The following is a 23,791-nucleotide window of genomic DNA, read 5'->3' as shown; positions in this document are numbered from 1 at the left end:
CGCCGCCTCACATCGCTGCCGGAAAGAGGCCAATGATGGCGAAGGTGATGACGGCGGTGACCAGAAGAAAATGCCAGTAGAGCACCACATTGCCTAGATCCAGATCATGCTTCGGCGTCAGTCGGCCGGCCAGCGAGCGGGCCAGGCAATAGGCCTGCATGACGGTGCCGAGCGCCGCATGGGCGAGCACCCAGATCACCAGGATCCAGACGATTGCGGGATAGACGTGGCGCGTCGGGTCCATGCCTGGAGACCACGGCGCGGCCAGACCTGCGGCGGACGCGGCAACGGTGGTCAGCAGGGACAGCACCAGCAAGCCGCGCATAGTGGCCGTAGCGCCGCGCCTGTTGACCGTGCGGGCCGCCACCATCAGGCCCCACGCCGCAGCGAACAGGCTGGCAGCGACCAGCAACCAGACCGCATCAGGCCCGGCAATCCCCGCGGTGAAGTCGGCATGGATTGTCCAGTAGAAGAAATAGCCGAAGACGAGGCTGGCGAAGGCCGTGCCGTCGCCTACCATGGTGATGAACATCGCCCACCAGCCGACCGAATCGGGACCGGAGGCATAAAGCGGCAGGCTGAGGCCCAGACCGACATCCTTTTCCGGCTTCTCGGGGATTTCGCCAGTGCCCGTCCAGAGCCAGTAGATGACGGCGCAAAAGCAGGTGATTGCGGCCAGCGCTGTCGCGATCCACCAGTGGAAGGTAAGTGCGATGAAGGCGGCTCCGAGCGAAAGCGCCGAGACGATGGTGACTTGAGAGGTGCCACCGACGCGCAGCACCTGGACGGGGTCGGCGTCGAGCACGGAGGTGACCAGTCCCTCGCGCCGTCCCTCTTCCGCGTCGGGCAGGTAATAGCCGCCTTCATTGACCTTGCGCGCAAGGTCCTTCTGGTCCCAGAGCGGATAGCGGCTGCGCACGATGGGTATCGAGCGGACGCCCCAGTCCTCCTCCGGCTCGGAAATCCATTCCAGCGTGCCGGCATTCCACGGGTTGAGTTCGCCGCGCGGCTCCCGGTGCTTCGGCCTGAGCACGTCGAAGACGACGACCAGCACGCCCGCGGCGAAAATGAAGGCTCCGGCCGTCGAGATCAGGTTCAGCCAGTCCCAGCCGATTTCGGCTGGATAGGTGAAGACGCGGCGGGGCATGCCGCGCAAGCCGCTCAGATGCATGGGGAAGAAGGCGATGTTGAAGCCGCAGAACATCAGCCAGAACGCGAGCCGTCCCAGACGGTCGGAAAGCTTCTTCGCGTCGATCAGCGGGTAATAGTAGTAGAGCCCGGCCACGACCGGGAAAAGCATGCCGCCGATCAGCACATAATGGAGGTGCGCGACGACAAAATACGTGTCGTGCGCCTGCCAGTCGAAAGGCGCCACCGCCACCATGACGCCCGTCAACCCGCCGATGACGAAGATGGCCAGCCCTCCGGTGCCGAACAGCATCGGGGTCGAGAAGATCACCCGGCCGGCGAGCATGGTGGCGATGAAGACGAAAATCTGCACGCCCGTCGGGATCGCCACCGCCTCGGAGGCCGCCGAGAAGAAGGCCAGCGAAATCTGCGGCAGGCCTGTCGCAAACATGTGGTGTACCCACAGGCCGAAAGAAAGGAATCCCGTTCCCACTGCCGCGAGCACGATCCAGGAATAACCGACGATCGGATGCTGGGAAAAAGTCGGCACGATCATGGCCATCAGCGCGATGGCCGGCAGAAAGATGATGTAGACCTCCGGATGGCCGAATATCCAGAACAGATGCTGCCAGAGCAGCGGGTCGCCGCCGCGCGCTGCGTCGAAGAACGGCCAATCGAACATCCGTTCCATCTCGAACAGGAGGTCGCCGGCGATCAGCGGCGGGAAGGCGAACAGGATCATTCCGGCAACGATCAGCAGATACCAGGCGAAAAGCGGCATCAGGTTGATGCGCATGCCCGGCGCGCGGCATTTCATGATGCCGACGATGAGTTCGACGGCGGCCGCGATCGAGGCGACTTCGATGAAGGAGAGGCCGAGCAGCCAGATGTCGGCGCCGATGCCGGAGAACTCCTTGTCGGTGGCGAGCGGCGGATACATGAACCAGCCTGCCGACGGCGCTGCATTGAAGAAGATCGAGCCGCAGACGAAGATACCGCCGAGCAAAAAGCTCCAAAAACTGAACGCTCCGAGGCGCGGAAACGGCATCTCGCGCGCGCCCAGCATCGCCGGCAGCAGGAAGATCGCGACCGCCTCGAAGATCGGCATCGCGAACAGAAACATCATCACCGTACCGTGCAGGGTGAAAGCCTGGTTGAAGAAGTCGGCCGACAGGAAGTCGTTGTCGGGCACGGCGAGTTGCAGGCGCATCAGCAGCGCGAGCGCGCCGGCGAACAGCATGAAGGCGAAAGCCGCCGAGCCGTACCAGAGGCCGATCTGGAAATTGTTCACCGAGGTCCAGTAGCGCCAGCCGGCCGGATTGGCCCAGACGGCGCGCAGCCGCTCTTCCTGCACCTTGTATTCCTCCCGCGAACGCTCCTTGATCGCAGCGCTCATTGCAGGCCTCTCAGCCAGGCGGCTATGGCGCGAATGTCGTCCGGCGGCAACATGTCGAAGGCCGGCATCCTGGAACCGGGCTTGATCAGTTCGGGGCGGGCGATGAAGCGGGCGACGGCGTCTTCGGTGTTGGGCAGGATGCCGGCTCCGACGGTGACGCGGGAACCGACATGCGAGAGGTCCGGGCCGATCAGGCCGCGCGCATCGGTGCCCGCGACGAAATGGCAGGACCCGCAGCCATGGCGCAGGAACAGCGCGCCGCCGCTCGCGCCGGCCCCTTCCGCGGGAATTGCCTGGGCGGCGAGCCAGGACCGGAATGCTTCGGGCTCCATCGCCACGGCCGAGAACGCCATCAGCGCGTGAGATGTGCCGCAATATTCCGCACAGGGCCCGCGGAAGATGCCGGCTTTCGTGGCCATGAGCGAAAGCCTGTTGGTGCGGCCGGGGATCATGTCCATCTTGCCGCCGAGCGGTGGGATCCAGAAGGAATGGATCACATCGGCGCTTTTCAGGGTCAATTCGACCCGCTCGCCGACCGGCAGCCGGATCTCGTTGGCGGAAGCGACTGGTGGCCCCTGAGATGGGCGGTAGACAACATCCCACCAGAATTGCCTGCCGGTGACTTCGATCCGCAGGCCGGCGGGACTCGCCTGGGCGAAGGGCCGAAGGCCAGGCATCAGCCACAGTGCATAGGCGAGCAGGGCACAAAGCGTGACCGACGGGAAGACCACGCCGCCCCAAAGGATGATCCAGCTGGCAGACTTTTCGGCCAGCCTGCGGCGATTGAACAGGGCTGAATGAAGAAGCAGGCCTACCACGCCCAGCCAGATGAGGGCGCCGCCGCTTAGCATTACCCAAAACAGTATGGCTATTTGCTGCGCTTCCGCTCCCGCGGGCTCAAGTACCGACTGAGTACTGGCTACCGACTGGGCGCCGGCAGAGCCGCTCGCGAGCAATAATGACGCAGCGGACAGGCTGAAATATTGACCCATTTCGAACCCCTCCGCCGTAAACCGGCGAGAGGGGCGGAAGGTTCCGGGCAACTGAGCTTTCGAACCAAGCTGCATTCGCCGCTGCTCTTTGGGCAATTTTCAACGCGTGACGAAACAATTGCGCTCGATTCCCCTTTGCCCGTCAGGGCGAGTGTTGGGGGCGAGCCTTGGGATCGCGCATGCCAAAGGAGGCGACGATGAGCGCAACCGGCTTGGAAGTTTTTGACAAAACCCTGCAGGCGACAAACATCTGGCTGGATGAGATCATGGCCGATCACGGGCCCGATAGGCGCTGGGAGCCGTTTTACGCACCTTGCGGGATTGGCTGCCAATTTGGGAGCGGGACTGCCGCTTCTCGTGCGCGGAGCCTATTATGATCGGTATCGGCCGCGTGATCTGCCGACCAGCAGCCGTTCGTTGGAGGATTTCCTGCAGCGCGTGGCCGAGGAAATGAAATCCACTCGACCCGTGAATCCCGAGGATGCGACGAGAACCGTGTTCAAAGTTCTCGCCAGGCATGTCGACCTCGGCCAGTCGGCCAAGGTGCGAGACGCGTTGCCGAAGCAGATCCAGGCGCTTTGGCCCGGAAGTGTTGGAGTTTAGCAGCAGCACGACAAAAGTCGGGGCTGCCGATACGGTTCTCAGCTGCCTCTGCCCGGCCGGTCCTTTTCCTCGCGATACAGTCGCTTAGTGGCCCGATCGCTTTCTCTGCGCTCTGCAGGCCCCTGACGGCGCCACGTGAGAAGTGCGTAAGCGATCAGGATTGCCAGCAGTAGCGGGCCGCCGGCAACGACGATCAACCACATACTGTTCTCGAACATGGAACATCTCCTTTCCCTCGTTGCCGAGAAGGAGCGAAACCATTGCTCCCTTCCGGTCCAGGGGTGGACAGCGCAGTGTAGATCTCTTCACCGAATCACCTGTGCGCCGCCAACTCAACTGCTGAGCGCAGGCGGCCTGGTTCATTCCTCCAGAAAAACAGCTTGTTCGCGACCGGCTGTTGCACTCGGCACGCGCTGATGGAAGAATGGAGATCCCTCGGAAACGTTCCATTGTGCGAGCCATTCGCTGGCTGGCTTTCAGGCGTTCACTATATCTGTCTCGACCCCTAACATCCGGTCGCAGACGCACTACGTGATGATAGGGAACCACAAAGGCTTTCCGATAGTTGAATGAAGGGCGACAGCAACCAGACCGGCCGGGGCGAGGATACCATGCGCGAGAACCAGTCCGACGTCTTCGATCTGTTTTCGGAGATTTACACGAATGCGGCGCAGGAGGAGATAAGCATCCAGCAATATCTCCTTGCCTGCCGCGAGGATAAATCGATGTATGCCTCGGCGCCCGAACGGATGGTCGAGGCGATTGGCGAGCCTACCCTGATCGACACCAGCATGGATGAGCGGCTCGGCCGCATTTTCGCGAACAGGACAATCAAGATCTATCCCACCTTCTCCGAGTTTTATGGCATGGAGGACACTATCGAGCGCATAGCCGGCTATTTCCGCTATGCCTCTCAAGGGCTCGAGGAACGCAAGCAGATTCTCTACCTGCTTGGCCCTGTCGGCGGCGGCAAGTCCTCGCTCGCCGAACGGCTGAAGAAGCTGATGGAGCAGCGTCCGATCTATACGCTGAAGGTGGGCGGCCAGATCAGCCCGGTTTTCGAATCGCCGCTCGGGCTTTTCAATCCTGACCGCATGGGCGACCTTTTGGAGGACAAATACGGCATCGCGCGGCGCCGGCTGAACGGCCTGATCTCGCCGTGGGCGGCCAAGCGCCTCGATGAACTGTCAGGGGACATTTCCAAGTTCAGCGTCGTGAAGCTGATGCCATCGCGGCTGCGCCAGATCGGCATCGCCAAGACCGAGCCAGGCGATGAGAACAACCAGGACGTTTCGGCCCTGGTCGGCAAGGTCGACATACGACAACTCGAGAATTTCAGCCAATCCGATCCGGACGCCTATTCCTACAGCGGCGGCCTGAACCGGACCACGCAAGGGTTGCTTGAGTTCGTCGAGATGTTCAAGGCGCCGATCAAGGTCCTCCATCCGTTGCTGACCGCTACCCAGGAGGGCAGCTACAACGGTACGGAGAACTTCGGATCTTTCCCTTATCAGGGCATCGTCGTAGCCCATTCCAACGAGTCGGAATGGCTCCAGTTCAAGAACAACAAGAACAACGAGGCGTTCCTCGACCGTATTCTGGTGGTCAAGGTGCCGTACTGCCTGCAGGTCACCGAAGAAAGGCAGATCTACGAAAAGCTGTTGCGCGAAAGCGAGTTGGCTTCCAGTCCCTGTGCACCGGAGGTGCTGGACATTCTCAGCCGGTTCACCGTCTCGACCCGTCTCGCCGAGCACGACAATTCGCCGCTTTACACGAAGATGCGCGTTTATGACGGCGAGAACCTCAAGGACATAGACCCCAAGGCGAAGTCGGTTCAGGAATACCGCGATGCCGCTGGAGTCGACGAGGGCATGACCGGCGTTAGCACACGCTTCGCTTTCAAGATCCTGTCGCAGACATTCAACTACGACACCAAGGAAGTGGCCGCCGATCCTGTGCATCTGATGTACATTCTGGAGGAGGCTATCAAGCGCGAGCAGTTCCCGAAGGAAACGGAGGCCGCCTATCTCGACTTCATAAAGTCGGAACTGGCGACGCGTTATGCCGAGTTCATCGGCCATGAGATTCAGAAGGCCTATCTGGAATCCTACAGCGAATACGGCCAGAACCTGTTCGACCGCTACATCGCCTACGCCGATGCCTGGATCGAGGATCAGGACTACAAAGACCCCGATACCGGCCAGATCCTCAATCGCGAGGTACTGGACAACGAACTGTCGCAAGTCGAAAAGCCGGCCGGCATTGCCAATCCCAAGGACTTCCGCAATGAGGTCGTGAAGTTCACGTTGCGCGCCCGGGCGAGGAACAATGGCCGCAACCCCTCATGGACAAGCTATGAAAAGCTGCGCGAAGTCATCGAGAAGCGGATGTTCGGCCAAGTCGAGGATTTGCTCCCGGTGATCAGCTTCGGCTCCAAGCAGGACAGCGTAACGGAGAAACGGCATACCGAGTTCGTGCATCGGATGGTCGGACGCGGTTACACCGAACGTCAGGTCCGCCGGCTGGTGGACTGGTACATGCGGGTGAACAAGGCGGGCTGAGTCCGGCCGGGATGGTTCCATGCCGATCTTTGTCGATCGCCGACTGAACCCGAAGGACAAGAGCCTCGGCAACCGCCAGCGCTTCCTGAAGCGTGCGCGCGAAGAGCTGAAGCGAAGCATCCGGGATCGGATCCGTACCGGCAAGATCGCCGATGTCGACAGCGAGCACGCCGTCTCGATTCCGGCGAGGGGCACAGCCGAGCCAAGCTTCAGCGATGCGAAGGACAGCGGCAGGCGGCAGCACATCCTGCCGGGCAATAAGCATTTCGCCCCGGGCGACCGGGTTCCCAAGCCCGGCCAGGGCGGCGGCGGCTCGTCTCCGGGGAAAACGGTGTCGGAAGACGATTTTCGTTTCGTGCTCTCGCGCGAGGAGGTGCTCGACCTCTTCTTCGAGGATCTCGAACTTCCCGACCTGGTCAAGCTCAACCTCAAGGAGATACTTGCCTTCAAACCGCGCCGCGCCGGGTTCGCCGCGACCGGTGCCCCGACCAACATCAATGTCGGGCGCACGATGCGTAACAGCCATGGTCGCCGGATTGCGCTCAGGCGCCCCAAGCAGGAGGAGCTTGATGCGATTGCGGAGCAACTCGCAATCCTGGAGGCAGAGCCCCAGAGCGCGGCGCCGGTACGCCAGCGCATCGCAGCGTTGCGGGAAGAGCTTGAGCGACTTGAGCGCCGCCGCAAGCGGATCGCCTATGTCGATCCCGTCGACATCCGCTTCAACCGTTTCGACGCCCAGCCCGTGCCGAACGCCAATGCGGTCATGTTCTGTCTCATGGACGTATCCGGCTCGATGGGCGAACGCGAGAAGGATCTGGCCAAGCGCTTCTTTGTGCTGCTGCACCTCTTCCTGAAACGGCGCTACGACCGCACCGAAATCGTCTTCATCCGCCATACGCACGAGGCGCAGGAGGTGGACGAGGAAACCTTCTTCTACAATACGCAAAGCGGCGGTACGGTCGTTTCCACGGCACTCGAGGAGATGCGCCGCATCATCGAGCAACGCTATCCCAGCAACGAGTGGAACATCTATGCCGCCCAGGCATCGGACGGCGACAATTTCGTCACCGATTCCGAGCGCTGCATCGGCCTTATGGACGGCCAGATCATGCGCCTGTGCCAGTATTTCGCCTATGTCGAGATCATCGACGAACGTGAGAGCCATATTTTCGGCAGCACCGACAATGGAACCTCGCTCTGGCGCGCCTACAGCGCTGTCAACCAGAGATGGCCGAATTTCCAGATGAGCCGTATCGCCAACGCGGCCGACATCTATCCGGTCTTTCGCCAGCTCTTTGCCAGGCAGCCGGTCTTCCAGAAAAGCGCTTGAGGGGGAGCCGATGGCGAACCAGACCAGCAAATCCGGCCAAACCGGCAAATTCGGCCAGACCGGCAAATCCGGCCAAACCAGCAAATCAGGATTGCTCTTTTCAGGGTCTGACTGGGATTTCAAGACACTGTCGCGCGCCTACCAGGCGATCGAGGCGCTCGCGATTGAAGAGCTTCACCTTGACGTCTATCCGGTGCAGATGGAGATCATCTCGTCGCAGCAGATGCTCGACGCCTATTCCTCGGTCGGCATGCCGCTGATGTATCGCCACTGGTCCTTCGGCAAGCATTTTCTCTACCAGGAATTGCTCTATCGCAAAGGCGGGCGGGGGCTCGCCTATGAACTGGTAATCAATTCCAATCCTTGCATCGTCTACCTGATGGAGGAAAACACCATGGCCCTGCAGGCCCTGGTGACAGCTCATGCAGCGCTTGGCCACAATCATTTTTTCAAGAACAATCATCTGTTCCGGCAATGGACGGATGCCAGCGCTATCCTGAGCTATCTGGACTTCGCCAAGGGTTACATTGCCCGTTGCGAGGAGCGGCACGGCGTCGCCGCGGTGGAGGCGATCCTCGATGCGGCCCACGCGCTGATGGAACAGGGCGTGTTCAGATACCGCCGACCGCCGAAGCTGTCGTCGGAGCGGCAGCGTGAAGGCGTTCGTGAGCGCCTGGAGTACGAAGAGCGTTCTTACAACGATCTGTGGCGCACGCTCCCGCCGTCGAAGGACGGGACCAAGCCCAACGAAACGGACACCGGCATCGCGGAGCGGAAGAAAACGCTCAACCTGCCCGAGGAGAACCTGCTTTACTTCCTGGAAAAAAACAGCCTGGTCCTGGAGCCTTGGCAACGCGAGATCATCAGGATCGTCCGCGTCGTCGCGCAATACTTCTATCCGCAGCGGCAAACGCAGGTGATGAACGAAGGCTGCGCCACCTTCGTGCACTACACGCTCATGAACATGCTGTTCGATCGCGGCCTGATCAGCGAAGGCGCGATGCTGGAAATCCTGCGCAACCATTCGAACGTGATCTTTCAGCCGGGCTTCGACGACCCGCGTTATTCCGGCATCAATCCTTATGCCTTGGGCCTCGACATGATGCAGGACATCCAGCGCATATCGACTGAGCCGACCGCCGAGGATCGCGACTGGTTCCCCGACATCGCCGGCAACGGCAATTGGCGCGAAACCCTGCTCGACGCGTGGGCGAACCATCGCGACGAATCTTTCATCCGCCAGTATCTGAGCCCCGCTCTGATGCGGAAATGGCGGTTCTTTATCCTCGCCGATGCTGCTAGCGAACCGCATTACGAAGTTGCTTCGATACACAATGAGCGTGGCTACGAAAAAATACGCGCCGGGCTCGCCCAGACCTACGACATCGGCGCGAGCCGGCCGGATATCCAGGTGGTGGATGTGGATCTGCTCGGTGACCGACAATTGCGACTGGAGCACAAGGTGAAGAACGGCATCATGCTGGAGGAGGCCAATCGCGACGCCACCCTGCGCCATATCCGGACCCTGTGGGGCTACGAGGTCAGCCTGGCGGCGATCGATGCGCAAACGGGCGGGACGCTCAACGAACGTTCGACCAGCCAAATCGGGGAATGACCAAAACCGGAATGGCCGGCGACGGGTCGTTCTACAGCCAGCTTCCACTCTTGGGGTCCGATGCCCTTGCCGTAGGACCGGGGAAGGTCGGTTCCGTGGGAATCTCGGATGGTGTCTCGGGAGGAATTTCGGGCTGCCTTTCCGGGCTGGGAACGGGATCAGGCGCAGGCGGAGGAACGCCCGGAGGCTCATTCGGAGGAGTTTCCGGCGGAGCAGGCGGTCGTGCAGGCTCGGGATTGGGATTATCTGGTATCGGCACTGGATTGTTCGGATCAGGATCAGGATCGCTCATGTCTGTTTCCTTTGAGGAGGATCACCTAGGATGACAACCATCGTGCCGAATGATGGTTCCTGCCCTTGCGGTGCTCAATGCCAGCGGCGTTGGAAAATGGGGCAGCGCCTCCAGCTTCGTCACCTTTACCGGGCTGGCGGGCACTCTATGTACGCTGCATATTGCGAGGCACGGTTCAGGGAGTAACGGCATGCGCGCGTTCATGATTGTCACCCTTCTTCTGGTCGCAATCACGATGGCGCTCTCGCTCGCGCACGCGTTGGAGTTGCCCGGCAAGTTGCGCCTCAAGGAGGCCACCTACAAATCTGTGCAGGCGATCTACTATCCCGGTTTCACTATCGGCGGGTTTGCCGAGATCGCCGGCATCATTGCACTCGCCATCCTGCTTTACTTCACGCCTTATCCAGGCGCTCGATTCTGGTGGACCTTGGCGGCGCTTGTCTTCTTGGTGGCGGAACATGCGACCTATTGGTTGGTGACGCACCCCGTCAACAATTTCTGGGTGCAAGATATCGCCGTGTCGAAACCAGCCGCGACGTTTTTTTCAATGCTTCGTCGGAAGGAAAGCGGCGACTGGAGAGACTTGCGCGACGTTTGGGAAGCCTCGCACGTCGCCAGGGCAGGCCTGGCGATGCTGAGCCTGATCTCAATTGCTGTCGCCGCGACATTTTTTGCTGGGAGTGAATAGCGCGAGAGATGTGCAGCGATGCTACTTGTTCGTCCGCATCTTTTGCCTTTTATTGATCCCGCCAAGGGCGTTGGTATCGTTCCCGACGTCGCCCTCTATCGTGTTTTCACCTTGGAGTACGAGTTCGTCGCCTTCCTTGATCGTGCCCTTGGAGGTCCCGATACCGGGATTGTTCCTCAGATCGGCATCGCTCGGCTTTTTCCACTTTGGATGTTTGGTTCCGCTCATGGCACAGCTCCTTCGAAAAGGGTCCTGTTCTAGAAACAGCAGGGCGCAATGAATGTTCCGCCGAAACTCACCTTGATGCCGCCTTGTCCTAGAGACGGCTAAAGCCCGAACGGATAGGTGTCGGGAACGCCCGTTCCCACATGCTCCGGCCCAAGCGGCGTCACCGCGACCGTTTCGTCAAACCAGACCAACGCGTCAAACTGCTGGGAAAGAGAGGCATCCGCGTAATGGCTGCGCAGTTCGGTTTCCGGCCGATAGATCACGCCGATGAAGCGCTCCAGCCGACGCTCGAGAAGCCGATCGCGAAGATCGTCGTCGCGCTGGATGTCGAGCAGGAAACGCGAGACGCCGCAGTCATGGCAAAGCCGCTCGTAGCTATCGTTATGGGAAGGCCGCACCCGCTTGATTTCCATCTCGCTGTCCCAGTCGGAGGCCGCGGCCACTGTTCCGGAATGCGTACTGAGCCCGATCAAGGCTGCCTTGTCGCCGAAGCGTTGGCGGCAGAGTTGGCCGATGTTCACTTCGTCCCTGACAATCCCCATTTCGGTGTAGCGGGCGTCGCCAATATGGGAATTATGCGCCCACACGACCGCCTTGGCGTTCGGCCCGCGAGCTTCCAGCAGATGCTCGAGCGTCTCGAACATATGGGTGTCGCGCAGGTTCCATGACTGCGCGCCGCCATAGTACATGATCCGATAGTAGCGTTCCGCGGAAGCGATCAGCCGGGCATTCTGGGTGGCGTCCAGAAAATCGACGCTGTCCTGCTGCGCATAGTCGAGCTGCTTGGCAAGCAGTTCGCGGCATTGTTCGAGCACGGCCTGCTCGCATTTCTCGTAGCCAGAGGAGAGCGCGACGCGGCCGTAAGTGGATGGTTCATGCTGCCAAGGCGTCAGGCAGCCATAGCGTTCACGTGCGATCTTTGCTGCCTGCGGATCGACCCTGTCGAGATAATGCAGAACCGCGGCGATCGATCCGCTCATATTGTAGATATCGAGGCCGTAGAACCCCGCCAGCCGCGACGATATCCTGATGCGCTCATTGTGTTGTCGCATCCAGTCGACAAACGCCGCGACGTCGGTGTTGCGCCACATCCAGGTGGGAAACCGCTGGAACGGCGGATCGGCATTGGCCCGCGGCGGCCGATGGCGGACGTAGCGGTCGATCGCCGCTGCGTCGGGCCAGTCGGCCTCGACTGCGACGATGGTGAAGCCGTGCTTCTCGATGAGCCTGCGGGTGATCGCCGCGCGGGCCCGGTAGAACTCCGACGTGCCGTGGCTCGCTTCACCGAGCAGGACGACGCGCCGGTCGCCAAACCGGTCGAACAATTCGCCGAATGCCGGATCGTCGAAATCCGGCAGCGGTTCGGCCGCCGCCGCGATCATCTCCGGCAGGCTGCGCGTGCGCGCCCGTCCGGACGGACGATTCGCGATACGGTTGCCGCTCTCGGGCCAGCCCTGCTCGCCGATGAGGGGGACAAACCGCACGCCGCCGAAATCCTCCTCGCTGTAAGTTGCAGCGCCGGTTCGGGTGACCTTGAGAAGGCGCTGATCATGCGGTTCGTCGCCGACCGGGATGACGAGCCTGCCGCCGACGTCGAGCTGTTCCTGAAGGGCAAGCGGCGCACCGGGTCCGCCGGCGGCGACCAGAATAGCGTCGAAGGGCGCTGCGTCGGGCCAGCCTTTGGTGCCATCGCCGGTGCGGACTTCGATATTGTCATAGCCAAGCTCCTCGAACCGCTGTCTCGCCGTTTCGGCCAACCCAGCGTGGCGTTCGATCGTGTAGACGCGTTCGATGATGCGGCTCATCACGGCAGCCGCGTAGCCTGAGCCGGTGCCAACCTCCAGGACATGGTCGCCCGGTCCGATCTTTGCCATCTCGATCATCAAGGCGACGATGTAGGGCTGCGATATCGTTTGACCCTCCGCGATCGGCAGCGGCCCATCCTCGTAGGCGAATTCTTCAAAGCCGGGTGCGACGAAAGCCTCGCGCGGAACCTCACGCATCGCTGCCAGCACCTCGCGATCATGGATGCCACGGCGGCTGAGCTGGACTTCGACCATTCGGTCGCGTGCATCGGGAAGATCGAGCATCTTTTGCTCCTCTTTCGGGCTGGCGGGCCTCCGCACTGATTGTCCCCCAATCGCGCCCAACGGCTTCCCGGCGACAATCCCTCGATCGGCGGCGCTCGCCTCGGCAGCGATTGATCTCGTTTCGGCGGCTCGTCTCCTTAACCGTTGGCGAGCTTCCAGGTTCCTGCAAAAGAGCGATTGGCGGGCGCAAATGGCGGCTCCAGCCAAACTTATTTCCGTGAAAATCCTTTCTCCGGGGCGATCTCACTCCAGATATCGACGAGCGAACGCATCCTGGAGACGTTTCGATGAACGACGAGGCTCGGACCACCGCGCAGCCAACAGGCCTTGATCAGGTTAATCTCATGGACCGCTATTGGCGCGCCGCGAACTACATTTCGGTTGGCCAGATCTACCTGCTCGACAATCCGCTGCTGCGCGAGCCGCTGAAGGCCGAACACGTCAAGCCGCGGCTGCTCGGCCATTGGGGCACGACACCTGGCCTCAACTTCATCTATGTCCACCTGAACCGCATCATCCGTGAACGCGGTCTCAACGTTCTATTTATCTGCGGCCCAGGTCATGGCGGCCCGGCGATGGTCGCGAATACGTGGCTCGAGGGCACCTACAGCGAGATCTATCCCGAAATCGGCCAGGGCGAAGACGGTCTGAGGAAACTCTTCCGGCAATTCTCCTTCCCTGGCGGGGTGCCAAGCCACGCCGCTCCGGAAACGCCCGGCTCGATCCATGAAGGCGGAGAACTGGGATATGCGCTGGTCCATGCTTTCGGCGCGGTTTTCGACAATCCCGATCTGGTGGTCGCCTGCGTCGTTGGCGACGGCGAAGCGGAAACCGGTCCGCTCGCGGCGGCATGGCACTCCAACAAGTTCCTCAACCCGGCATCCGACGGCGCCGTGCTGCCGATCCTGCATCTCAACGGCTACAAGATCGCCAACCCGACGATCCTTGCCCGCATGGATGACGTGGAATTGCGAAGCCTGTTCGCCGGCTATGGCTACGAACCATTTTTCGTCGAAGGTCACGAGCCAGTTCCCATGCATCGAATGATGGCCACGAAGCTGAACACCGCGTTCGACAGAATCCGCTCCATCCAGAAGCGAGCCCGTGCTTCGGGCTGGCAGGACGAGCGTCTGCTATGGCCGATGATCGTGCTGCGCAGCCCGAAGGGGTGGACCGGACCGAAGGAGGTCGATGGCAAGAAGGTCGAGGATTTCTGGCGCTCGCATCAAGTTCCGGTATCGAACGCGCGCGGCAGCGAGGCGCACCGCAAGATCCTCGAAGACTGGATGCGGAGCTACGAACCGGAAAAGCTGTTCGACAACAGCGGGCATCTGCTTCCAGAGCTGGCGGCGCTTGCGCCAACCGGGTCCAAGCGCATGGGCGCAACCCCATACGCCAATGGCGGATTGCTGAAGCGCGACCTCGTGCTTCCCGATTGGAAAAGCCTGGCGCTCGATGTACCGCGTCCGGGAGGTGCCACAGCCGAGGCGACGCGGGTTCTCGGAAGCTATCTCCGCGACGTCATACGCCTGAATGCGGAGGCCAGGAATTTCCGGCTGATGGGACCGGATGAGACGTCCTCCAACCGCCTTGACGACGTCTTCGAGGTTACGGATCGGGTCTGGATGCAGCGGATTGAGCCCTATGACGTACAGCTTTCCCGTAACGGCCGTGTCATGGAGGTGCTCAGCGAGCATCTCTGCCAGGGTTGGCTGGAGGGCTATCTGCTGACCGGCCGCCATGGCCTGTTCTCCTGTTACGAGGCGTTCATCCACATCGTCGATTCCATGGTCAACCAGCATGCGAAATGGCTGAAGACATCCCGCGAGCTTGCCTGGCGCAAGCCGATCGCTTCACTCAATTATCTGCTGACCTCCCATGTCTGGCGGCAGGATCACAACGGCTTCAGCCACCAGGATCCGGGTTTTGCCGATCTCGTCGCCAACAAGAAGGCCGATACGGTCAGGCTCTATTTCCCGCCGGATGCCAACACGCTGCTCTGGATCACCGAGCATTGCCTGAAAACCTACAACCGCATCAACGTGATCACCGCCGGCAAGCAGCCAGCGCCGCAATGGCTGTCCGTCGAAGACGCAGAAGCGCACTGCAGGGCGGGGGCGGGGACCTGGGAATGGGCCGGGACGGTTGCCAAGGGCGAGGATCCGGATGTGGTGATGGCCTGCGCCGGCGACGTGCCGACACTGGAGACGCTCGCTGCCACCGACATTTTGCGTTCGGCGCTTCCGGACCTGAAGATTCGGGTCGTCAACGTGGTCGACCTGATGACGCTGCAGTCGAATTCAGAGCATCCGCATGGCCTCGCCGATGAGGATTTCGACGCGCTGTTCACAAAAACCAAGCCGGTCATCTTCGCCTATCACGGCTACCCCTATCTTATCCACCGCCTGACCTACCGACGCGCCAATCATGACAACATGCACGTCCATGGTTTTCGCGAAGAAGGCACCACCACGACGCCCTTCGACATGGTCGTGCTCAATGAACTCGACCGTTTCCACCTGGCGCTCGCCGCGATCGAACACGTGCCAGGTCTCGCCGAACAGGCGAAAGGCCTTGCCGCCGAACTTCAAGCGAAGCTTATGGAGCACAAGGCCTATGTCCGCGAATACGGCGAAGACATGCCCGAGATTCAGACATGGAACTGGCCTGAGAACAGTTCGACGAAGGTTGCCGATTGATGCGACACGCAATTCTTGCACTGAACGCCGGCTCCTCCAGTATCAAGTTCGGACTATATGACCTTGAACCGTCCGCAGAACTGCAACTCGTCTCGCGTGGTGCGCTGGATCTGGGCGATGCGCCGAGGCTCAGCGCGAAGGCGGCCGACGGATCACTACAGTGTGATCGGCCGCTTGCCGGAGATGCGCGCAACGCGGGCATCGACGGGTTGCTCGGCTGGATCGAGAGCGAACTTGGCGGCAGGAAACTGGTCTCCGCCGGTCACCGCATCGTGCATGGCGGGCGCGAGTTCGTCGAACCCGTCCGTCTGACGCCGGACGTAATCGACGCCTTGGACAGGCTGACGCCGCTTGCTCCGCTGCACCAGCCCCGCAGTCTCGCGCCGATCCGCACACTTGCCGCGCTGCGGCCGAACCTGCCGCAGGTCGGATGCTTCGACACAGCCTTCCATCAGACGATCGGTCCGATCGTGAGCCGCTTCGCGCTGCCGCGTAGATACGATGAGGACGGAATCCGCCGCTACGGGTTTCATGGTCTTTCCTACGAATACATCGCCGGGCGGCTCAAGGCTATATCGCCCGCGCTTGCAACGAAGCGGACGATCGTCGCCCATCTCGGCAACGGAGCGAGCCTGTGCGCCATGCGCGACGGAAGAAGCGTCGATACGACGATGGGCTTTTCCGCGCTCGACGGTCTGGTCATGGGCACGCGTTGCGGCGCCATCGATCCGGGCGTGCTTTTATACTTCATCCTGGAAAGAAGCATCGCGGCGGAGGCTCTGCAGCACATGCTCTATGAGGAATCCGGACTGCTGGGAATATCCGGCATCTCGGGCGACTTGCGCACGCTGGAAGCGAGCGACGACCCCCACGCCCGCGAAGCGGTAGACCTTTTTGCTTTCCGGGCCGCAAGGGAGGCTGCTGCGCTCGCCAATACGTTGGGCGGCCTCGAATGCCTCGTGTTCACCGCCGGCATTGGAGAGCGCTCGGCGCCGGTCCGCAAGGCAATATGCGAAAGGCTTCATTGGCTTGGCGTGGCGATCGACGAGCCAGCCAATGCCGCCCATGCCGAGATCATAAGTCGACCGGACAGCAAGGTCGAAATACGCGTCGTCGCGACCGACGAGGAAGGCATCATCGCTCGCCACACGCGCGTGCAGGGGAATGCTTGATAACACGATCAACGGTGCGGTTTTCCAAGACAAGGAACCCTGCGCGCCCGCGACCGTTCACCTGTCTGATATCAAAGGAGAGATCCAATGGCCGAAACCGATAACACCGCAGGCGCCTCAAAGGCGGCAAACGAAGCCCAGGAAGCGATGAAGAAACAGATCGCTGAGCTTCGCCGCGAGATCACCAAAATAAATCGAACCCTTTCCGACCGCGCCGAGGAGGCACAGGGCTGGTACGACAGCGCCGCCGACCGGGCGTCACGCGCCGCCCGGCAACTGCGTGGCCAGGCACACACCGTGTCTGAAACCGTCCAACAGAACCCAGGCACAATCTCTTCGGCGATGGTGCTTGGCGGCGTGCTCGGTGTTCTCTTGGGAATCGTGATTGCAAAGAGTTCCGAGCCTGAACGGCGGTGGTTCTAGAGCATTTTGCAGCCAAACGGCTTCGTTTGGCGTCCGACAAAATGCGTAAAGCAAGGAGTTAGAGCGCGGTTTGGCGCTCTAGGGACAGATCACCACCCTGCGATGCCCAGCCTAGCGGCACTCAAGCATGGCTTTTTCGCTGTCAGCATCCGCTACAACGACCGTCACCAACCCGGCCCGCCCCGCTCGTCGAAACCTCCAAGCTTAATAGTTCCGATCCACTGGCCTACTTGACCGCAACACTCACGTCGCAGCAGCTTATTGCATCGTCGTAAGCGCGTCGAAGGAGCTTTAGTCCTCTGTGGATTTGGCTCTCGGCAAGACTTGCGTATCCCATCACCAGACCGAGGCACCTCCGATCCAATGTCTGATCGAAATAATGAGGTGATATGGAGTAGATGCCGACTCCGAGCGAGGCGGCTCTCTCGATGAATGATGTCGCCATCGAGGGCGGCATGTCGCGGAACCAGACGACGACGTGCAGACCGGCCTCCGCGCCTTCGACCCAAACGAGATCTCGGAATTCAGCGTGCAGAGCGTCGAGGAGCGCTGCACGTCGGCGGGCATTTTGACGACGGGCCTTGCGCACGTGGCTTTCGTAGACGCCGGATTCCACCAGGGTCGCAAGCGTCTCCTGTTCGAGGATGGGGGCATGCCTGTCCGTCAGGCGCTTGGCCTGGGCAAAAACCTCCTGCAACTCTCGCGGAATGACGAGGTAGCCGATCCGCAGCGTCGGCGACAGTGTCTTCGAGACCGTACCGATATAGATGACGTTCGACGCGCCTCCGAGCGCGCGAAGCGGCGGGATCGGGTTCATGTCGAATCGATATTCGCTGTCGTAGTCGTCCTCGATGATGTAGGCCCTCTTCTCTTGCGCCCATCTTAGCAGTTGCTGGCGTCGCCCCATGGACATCACGCTTCCCAAGGGAAACTGATGTGAAGGCGTGACGTAAGCCAGCCGCGCGCCAACATCCGCCAACAAGTCCGCTCTGATGCCTTCGGCGTCGACCTCCACCGGAGCGGCGATGGCTCCTGTCATCTCGAAGACGCTCCGTGCCATCGGGTAGCAGGGCTCTTCGATGGCGAACCCGTCGCCCTCATCGAGAAGGAGCCGGGCGCAGAGATCTAGTCCCTGCTGAGAGCCGTTGACGATGACGATCTCGCCCACCTCGCACCTGATGCTCCGCGCTCGCCATAGATAACCCTGCAGGGCGGTACGCAGGCGGATCAAGCCACAGGGCTCGCCATAGGATAACTTGGGCGGCCGTCCCCGCGCAGCATCGTTCATCGCCTTCCGCCAGGCAAGGGTCGGGAAGTCAAAGGCCGACATGTCGCCGTAGCGGAAGTCGGCGACGAGCTTCTCCGACGAAGTCCGCATCGGAATGGCTCGGGATCGAAGCCTTTCCCCGAAAGCGGAGAGGCTGTGTGGCTCTGCGGCTGTATGAAGGACTTCTTTCGGCTCGCTATGCGCGATCTTGATGGCCACCCGTGGCCGAGCGCCATGTCGAATGACCACGAACCCCTCGGCGGCGAGCTGTTCGTAAGCGGACGTCACAGTCGTTCGTGAGACGCCAAGCTCGACCGCCAGTGCACGAGCCGACGGAAGCACGTCTCCGCGGCCGTATATCTCCGCCACGATCTGTTCCCGCAGGTTCTCATAGATCCCGCGCGCGCCCAGTCCCGACGACGAATTCTGCTTGCGGCGTGGCAACTGGACCATCGTGATTACCCAAATGAAGACGTTTCGTTGATCCAGACATTACCGGGAGAACTCAGTCAGGCAAAGGCCTGAGGGCAACTGGACCAGCACTTTTTATTCAAAACTGGTTCTAGGCCAGGGCCAGTTGTGCGGGTATTGAGGACGCCAGTTTGCACCTCCCGAGAAGTAAAATGCTGGCCGACCAATTAATCATCGTCTTTACCGCCTACGTCATCGCTGCCGGTAGTCCCGGCCCGAGCAATATGCGCATCATGGCCGTCGCCATGAACGACGGCCGCAGGGCGGCGCTGGCAATCGCGTCTGGCGTAGTCAGCGGCTCGATCTTTTGGGGCCTGATGGCGGCGACAGGTGTCTCGGCAATCCTCAGCCGTTACGCGCAGGCACTCGTGGTCCTGCAGGTGCTCGGAGGCCTGTATCTTCTCTATCTCGCCTTCAAAGCAGGCAAGGCTGCGCTTTCTTCAGACAAGGATCAGCTTCGCCCGACCAACGAACGGAAGGCGACGGCGGCCACTCTCTACAAGCGCGGACTGCTAATGCATCTCACCAATCCGAAATCGATCCTGGCATGGATCGCACTGATGACGCTGGGGCTCGGCTCTGGGTCGTCGCCGTACACGGTACTCGTGATCCTCGCAGGTTGCGCGGTCCTGAGCGTCACCATCTTCTGCGGCTACGCGATCGTCTTTTCGACCGCTCCCATGATCCGCCTGTATCGGCGGGCGCGGCACTGGATCGAAGGCACGCTGGCGGTATTCTTCGGATTTGCCGGGCTGAAGCTTCTCCTGACCCGCATCTGAAAGGTTCTTTCATGTCTCTCTTCCAAGGCCTTTCGGCATTCCCGATCACCCCGGCGGACCCTTCCGGCAGGCTCGACGCCGCCGCCCTCGCGCGCCTTCTGAAGCACATCGAGGAGGCGAGAGCGGACTCCATCGGACTGCTCGGCAGTACCGGCGCCTACGCTTTCCTCACGCGAGAAGAGCGTCGACGCGCGGTCGAAACGGCGATGGACACGGTCGGCAGCAAAATCCCGGTTATGGTCGGCGTCGGAGCGATCCGGACCAGCGATGCGGTGGACCTTGCCCGTGACGCGAAGGCTGCGGGCGCCGACGGCCTGCTTCTCGCTCCGGTTTCCTATACGCCGCTCGTTGACGACGAGGTCTTCGAACACTTCACCGCAGTCGCCGAGGCGGGACAGCTCCCGCTTTGCATCTACAACAATCCCGGCACAACCAGGTTCACTTTCAGCCTGGACCTCATTTCCCGCTTGTCGAAGGTGGCGAACATCGAAGCCGTGAAGATGCCTTTGCCGTCCGGTGGTGACTTCGCTTCTGAACTCGCCTCCCTCCGGTCTGCGACCGGGTCGGCATTCAAGATCGGCTACAGCGGCGACTGGGGCGGCGCGCCTGCGCTACTCGCCGCGAGCGACGCCTGGTATTCCGTCGTCGCAGGACTTCTGCCGTCACAGGCCCTGGCCCTGACGCGAGCGGCGCAAGCCGGCGACGCTGCGACCGTCGAGCGACTTGACGCCGCATTCGGACCGCTTTGGGCGCTGTTCAAGGAATTCGGCAGTTTCAGGGTGATGTATGTCGTCGCCAGGCTTCTGAACCTTTGCGACGTCGATCCGCCACGCCCCGTCCTCCCGCTGAAGGACCAGGCACGGCAGCGCGTCGCCGCCGCTCTCGACCATCTCGATGCGGTTTTCTCCGCTGGTTCCACAGTTTGTATTGAACTTCGGTAGACAGTCTTTCATCAGGACATTTCCATGCTGAATTCCAACGCCTTCACCGTCTACCTGTTCACGGCATTGCTTCTGGCGATTACGCCGGGTCCGGGCATTTTCTATGTCGCCGCCCGAACCCTTTCCGGCGGCCGCTCGGAAGGAATCGCTTCGAGCCTTGGCAATGGTCTCGGCGGGCTGTTTCATGTCTTAGCTGGCAGTCTTGGCGTCTCGGCGATCGTGCTGGCAAGCGCCGAATTGTTCACGGCACTCAAGGTGGTCGGCGCGCTCTATCTGGTCTGGATGGGATACCGAACCATTCGCCATGCCAGGCTCGACTACAAGTCGCTGGGTCATTCAGAGCCGCCCGTCGGCGCGACGCGGGCCTTCAGGGATGGCGTTCTTGTGGAAACAATGAAGCCGAAGACGGCCGCATTCTTCCTTGCCTTCATTCCCCAGTTTGTCGAGACATCGTCGGATCACGTTGCCTTTCAGTTCGTGATCCTCGGCGCCATCTCGGTTGCTCTTAACACGCTCGCCGATATTGTCGTTGCGTTTGCAGCCGGAAGACTTCGCGATGGCGCGGCGGCTCGTCCGAATCTCATTCGCTATCTTCGTGAAGGCTCGGGCGGCGCTATGATCATGCTTGGATGTGGGCTGCTGCTGGCAAAGCGCCCGGTTGCTTGACCAGATCGGCTGGCCGCACTGCCGCCGAAGGCTCGTTTTGGCGATACAACCAACTGACGGAGAAGAATATGCGGCAAGCGTTGATCGTATGGGGCGGCTGGGATGGACACGAGCCGGAAGAAGGTGCGCGCGTCGTCAAGGCGATGCTCGAAAAAGAAGGGTTTGGCGTGCGCGTCGAAACCACGACCGAGATATTCGCCGATCCCGCGATCGCCGATTTGAGCCTGATCGTCCCGATCTACACGATGGCGAAGCTTGCGAAGAACGAGGAGAGCTCAACCTGACAAAGGCGGTCGAGGGCGGTGTCGGCCTTGGCGGCTATCACGGCGGCATGTGCGATGCCTTTCGTGAAGCCACGGAATACCAATTCATGTGCGGCGGTCAGTGGGTGGCCCACCCGGGCAACATCATCGACTACCGGTTAGACATCACCAGGCGCGACGATCCGATCATGAACGGCATCGATGATTTTTCGTACCGCTCCGAGCAGTACTACATGCATGTAGATCCATCGAACGAGGTGCTGGCAACCACCACCTTCTCCGGCGAGCACGCGTCCTGGATAGAAGGCGTGGTCATGCCGGTCGTCTGGAAGCGCCGGCACGGCAAGGGAAGGGTGTTCTATTCAGCGCTCGGCCATGCCGCCAAGGAGTTCGCGGTGCCGCAGATGCGAACGATATTTCGCCGCGGCCTGGTGTGGGCGGCGCGTTGAGAGCGCCGACGAGGCAAATGCCGAACGCGCCGGGCATCACCGAGCAATGCGGCGCAGGGCCAAGGCGGCGACAGCGGTGCCCGCTGCCAGAAGCGGCAGCCAGGTTTGCGGATCGCCCATGGCATGGAGCGTCAGGCCGCTGAGCAGCAGCCACAGTAGCGGGATCGCAAACAGCAGCGGCGCAAGCTTGCCGCTCGCTACAAGCAGGACGCCGAGCGCTATGATCGCCGTCGGGTCCGGCGCGATGCCGAAGACCTCGGCGCTCGCCCATGGACGCCCGAAGAGCGGCGGCAGGAGGGGATAAACGACGAGGCCAACGACCGCGATCAGCAGCCCGAGCCGCCCTGCTATATCCCACCGGTCGAAGGCGAGGCCGCCGCGCGCGGCACCGCCGATCGCCAGCAGCAGCGCCTGCAGGCCGAAGGCCGGCGCGACATAGGCGATCGCCCAGTTGATCACGGCATAGCGGCTCCACAGGAACGACCAGCCGACGAAGGCAAAGAGCGCGGCGAGGACGAGCGCAATCCACAGACCATCGCCAGGCGGCCGCCGCAGCACGAGCAGGATAATGGCAAGACCGGCGGCGAGCGTCAGGAGATGCAGCGGCCAGAACGCGGCATTGGCCAACTCGAACATGCGCCAGTAGACGCGCGGCGAGAAGAGCAGGAACTCCTCCAGCCGGTAGGTCCACCATTCCGACATCTAAGCAGGTTCCGCAAAAGTGTCTCACGGTTTTGCGACAAGAACCTGCGACAAACAACAAAATCTAAGCAGGCATTCGTGGGCCAGCCCACGAATGCCTGCTTAGTCTAGAGGTTCCGGACGTAGGCCGCCATCTGATCGCGCATGGCCGCGTCGGGGAGGGGACCGGTCGCCGCCATCAGGTTCTCACGCATGTGGTCGACGCGGGTGGTGGCGGGGATGGCGACAGTGACGGAGGGATGCGAAACGATGAATTTCAGTATGAACTGGGCCCAGGTCCCGGCACCGATCTCGCCCGCCCAGTCCGGTAGCGTCTCGCCTTGGAGCTGGCGCGTCAGCGCGCCTTGGCGAAACGGCCGGTTGACGATGACGGCCATGCCGCGCTCGGCCGCCAGCGGCAGGAGCCGTTCCTCCGCTTCCCGGTCGACGACGTTATAGGTGAGCTGCACGAAGTCGAGCGGATGCGCGCGCACGATTTGTTCGAACAGGTCGTGCCGCCGTCCTTCGGACGTCGTGATGCCGACATAGCGGATCCGCCCGTCCGCCTTCATGGCGAACAGGGTTTCGAGATGCGTCTCCCACGCGACGAGGTTGTGGACCTGAACGAGGTCGAAGCGCGGCACACCCCAGAAGCGGCGCGACTGCTCGATCTGCGCGGGTCCGTCGGCGCCGGAGGAGGTCCAGACCTTCTCGGCGGAAAACAGTGCTTCAGGCCGGCCGAGCTTCTCGAGGCCATAGCCGATCACGGGCTGCGAAGAGCCGTACATGGGCGAGGAATCGATCATGCGGCCGCCTGCCGCGAAGAAGGCCGCGATCACCTCGGCGCACTCGTCGCGCAGCACCGGATCGTCGCCGACATTGAAGGTGATCCAAGTGCCCAGGCCCACTGCGGGAAGCATCTCTCCCGAGGAGGGCACGGCCCGCATCACCGGCGCAGGCGGCGCGCCGAGCGCGGTTCCCGGCAACGCCAGAGCCGCTCCGGAAGCGGCGGCAGCCTTCACGAATCTCCTGCGGGTAATGATCATCGTCTGCCGTC

At 61.5% G+C, this 23,791-nt stretch carries 18 protein-coding genes and 2 pseudogenes; 12 read left to right on the top strand and 8 right to left on the bottom strand.

Annotation, left to right across the window (positions count from 1 at the left end; translation table 11 throughout):
- Positions 1-7: 7 nt before the first annotated feature.
- Together ctaD and coxB are read right to left on the bottom strand one after the other, a co-directional pair.
- Complete coding sequence (gene ctaD / locus AC0L25_RS11715; RefSeq protein ID WP_473595629.1) at positions 8-2,524, bottom strand: cytochrome c oxidase subunit I; 2,517 nt, start codon at positions 2,522-2,524, stop codon at positions 8-10.
- Positions 2,521-3,516, bottom strand: coding sequence for a cytochrome c oxidase subunit II (gene coxB, locus AC0L25_RS11710; protein WP_473595628.1), 996 nt, complete (start codon positions 3,514-3,516; stop codon positions 2,521-2,523). Before coxB ends, ctaD begins: the two co-directional genes overlap by 4 nt.
- Before the next feature lie 197 nt (positions 3,517-3,713).
- Between coxB and AC0L25_RS11705 the strand changes: the two are divergent.
- A pseudogene (locus AC0L25_RS11705) lies at positions 3,714-4,119 on the top strand (DUF2267 domain-containing protein).
- A 38-nt stretch (positions 4,120-4,157) separates the two neighbouring features.
- Here AC0L25_RS11705 and AC0L25_RS11700 read toward each other — a convergent pair.
- Positions 4,158-4,337, bottom strand: a complete 180-nt coding sequence (locus AC0L25_RS11700) for a hypothetical protein (protein WP_473595627.1) — start codon at positions 4,335-4,337, stop codon at positions 4,158-4,160.
- Positions 4,338-4,730: 393 nt separating this feature from the next.
- On the opposite strand from AC0L25_RS11700, the gene AC0L25_RS11695 reads away from it, so the two are divergent.
- The 4 genes from AC0L25_RS11695 to AC0L25_RS11680 all read left to right on the top strand — a co-directional run bounded on the left by AC0L25_RS11695 (position 4,731) and on the right by AC0L25_RS11680 (position 10,605).
- Positions 4,731-6,680: a PrkA family serine protein kinase gene (locus tag AC0L25_RS11695; RefSeq protein WP_352953440.1), complete on the top strand. Its 1,950-nt coding sequence runs from the start codon at positions 4,731-4,733 to the stop codon at positions 6,678-6,680.
- 19 nt (positions 6,681-6,699) lie between these two features.
- Positions 6,700-8,010, top strand: a complete 1,311-nt coding sequence (locus AC0L25_RS11690) for a YeaH/YhbH family protein (RefSeq protein WP_473595626.1) — start codon at positions 6,700-6,702, stop codon at positions 8,008-8,010.
- A gap of 10 nt (positions 8,011-8,020) precedes the next feature.
- Positions 8,021-9,625: a SpoVR family protein gene (locus AC0L25_RS11685; protein WP_473595625.1), complete on the top strand. Its 1,605-nt coding sequence runs from the start codon at positions 8,021-8,023 to the stop codon at positions 9,623-9,625.
- Between the two features lie 341 nt (positions 9,626-9,966).
- Entirely contained in the window at positions 9,967-10,605 is a 639-nt protein-coding gene (locus tag AC0L25_RS11680; RefSeq protein ID WP_473595624.1) for a DUF1772 domain-containing protein, read from the top strand.
- Positions 10,606-10,626: 21 nt separating this feature from the next.
- Here the strand turns inward: AC0L25_RS11680 and AC0L25_RS11675 are convergent, their stop codons facing one another.
- Positions 10,627-10,833 (bottom strand): hypothetical protein, encoded by a 207-nt coding sequence (locus AC0L25_RS11675; RefSeq protein ID WP_473595623.1) that lies wholly within the window; start codon positions 10,831-10,833, stop codon positions 10,627-10,629.
- Positions 10,834-10,931: 98 nt separating this feature from the next.
- The gene (locus AC0L25_RS11670) at positions 10,932-12,923 is read right to left on the bottom strand and encodes a protein-L-isoaspartate(D-aspartate) O-methyltransferase (RefSeq protein ID WP_473595622.1); all 1,992 of its coding nucleotides are present in this window, start codon (positions 12,921-12,923) and stop codon (positions 10,932-10,934) included.
- Between the two features lie 287 nt (positions 12,924-13,210).
- Here AC0L25_RS11670 and AC0L25_RS11665 point away from each other — a divergent pair, with 287 nt between their 5' ends.
- The 3 genes from AC0L25_RS11665 (at position 13,211) to AC0L25_RS11655 (ending at position 17,217) form a co-directional block, all read left to right on the top strand.
- Positions 13,211-15,622 (top strand): phosphoketolase family protein, encoded by a 2,412-nt coding sequence (locus AC0L25_RS11665; protein WP_473595621.1) that lies wholly within the window; start codon positions 13,211-13,213, stop codon positions 15,620-15,622.
- The gene (locus AC0L25_RS11660) at positions 15,622-16,794 is read left to right on the top strand and encodes an acetate/propionate family kinase (protein ID WP_473595620.1); all 1,173 of its coding nucleotides are present in this window, start codon (positions 15,622-15,624) and stop codon (positions 16,792-16,794) included. Before AC0L25_RS11665 ends, AC0L25_RS11660 begins: the two co-directional genes overlap by 1 nt.
- 87 nt (positions 16,795-16,881) lie before the next feature.
- Complete coding sequence (locus AC0L25_RS11655) at positions 16,882-17,217, top strand: hypothetical protein (protein WP_352953394.1); 336 nt, start codon at positions 16,882-16,884, stop codon at positions 17,215-17,217.
- A 226-nt stretch (positions 17,218-17,443) separates the two neighbouring features.
- Here AC0L25_RS11655 and pdxR read toward each other — a convergent pair whose 3' ends face one another.
- The gene (pdxR, locus tag AC0L25_RS11650; RefSeq protein ID WP_473595619.1) at positions 17,444-18,937 is read right to left on the bottom strand and encodes a MocR-like pyridoxine biosynthesis transcription factor PdxR; all 1,494 of its coding nucleotides are present in this window, start codon (positions 18,935-18,937) and stop codon (positions 17,444-17,446) included.
- A 170-nt stretch (positions 18,938-19,107) separates the two neighbouring features.
- Between pdxR and AC0L25_RS11645 the strand changes: the two genes are divergently transcribed.
- The 4 genes and pseudogenes from AC0L25_RS11645 (at position 19,108) to AC0L25_RS11630 (ending at position 22,053) form a co-directional block, all read left to right on the top strand.
- Entirely contained in the window at positions 19,108-19,734 is a 627-nt protein-coding gene (locus AC0L25_RS11645) for a LysE family translocator (protein WP_473595618.1), read from the top strand.
- Positions 19,735-19,745: 11 nt separating this feature from the next.
- Positions 19,746-20,675 carry a dihydrodipicolinate synthase family protein gene (locus AC0L25_RS11640; RefSeq protein WP_473595617.1) on the top strand — a complete coding sequence of 310 codons (930 nt, stop codon included), beginning with the start codon at positions 19,746-19,748 and terminating at the stop codon, positions 20,673-20,675.
- A gap of 24 nt (positions 20,676-20,699) precedes the next feature.
- Complete coding sequence (locus AC0L25_RS11635) at positions 20,700-21,341, top strand: LysE family translocator (RefSeq protein WP_473595616.1); 642 nt, start codon at positions 20,700-20,702, stop codon at positions 21,339-21,341.
- A 68-nt stretch (positions 21,342-21,409) separates the two neighbouring features.
- A pseudogene (locus tag AC0L25_RS11630) lies at positions 21,410-22,053 on the top strand (ThuA domain-containing protein).
- Positions 22,054-22,089: 36 nt separating this feature from the next.
- Here AC0L25_RS11630 and AC0L25_RS11625 read toward each other — a convergent pair.
- Both AC0L25_RS11625 and AC0L25_RS11620 read right to left on the bottom strand, forming a co-directional pair.
- Positions 22,090-22,755, bottom strand: a complete 666-nt coding sequence (locus AC0L25_RS11625) for a DUF6064 family protein (protein WP_473595615.1) — start codon at positions 22,753-22,755, stop codon at positions 22,090-22,092.
- Between the two features lie 107 nt (positions 22,756-22,862).
- The gene (locus AC0L25_RS11620; protein WP_473595614.1) at positions 22,863-23,780 is read right to left on the bottom strand and encodes an aldo/keto reductase; all 918 of its coding nucleotides are present in this window, start codon (positions 23,778-23,780) and stop codon (positions 22,863-22,865) included.
- Positions 23,781-23,791 lie beyond the last annotated feature (11 nt).

The organism is Mesorhizobium sp. WSM4813, from assembly GCF_055811555.1.
The sequence above is the reverse complement of the archived record's forward strand: the minus strand, read 5'-3'. Positions and strand labels throughout refer to the sequence as shown.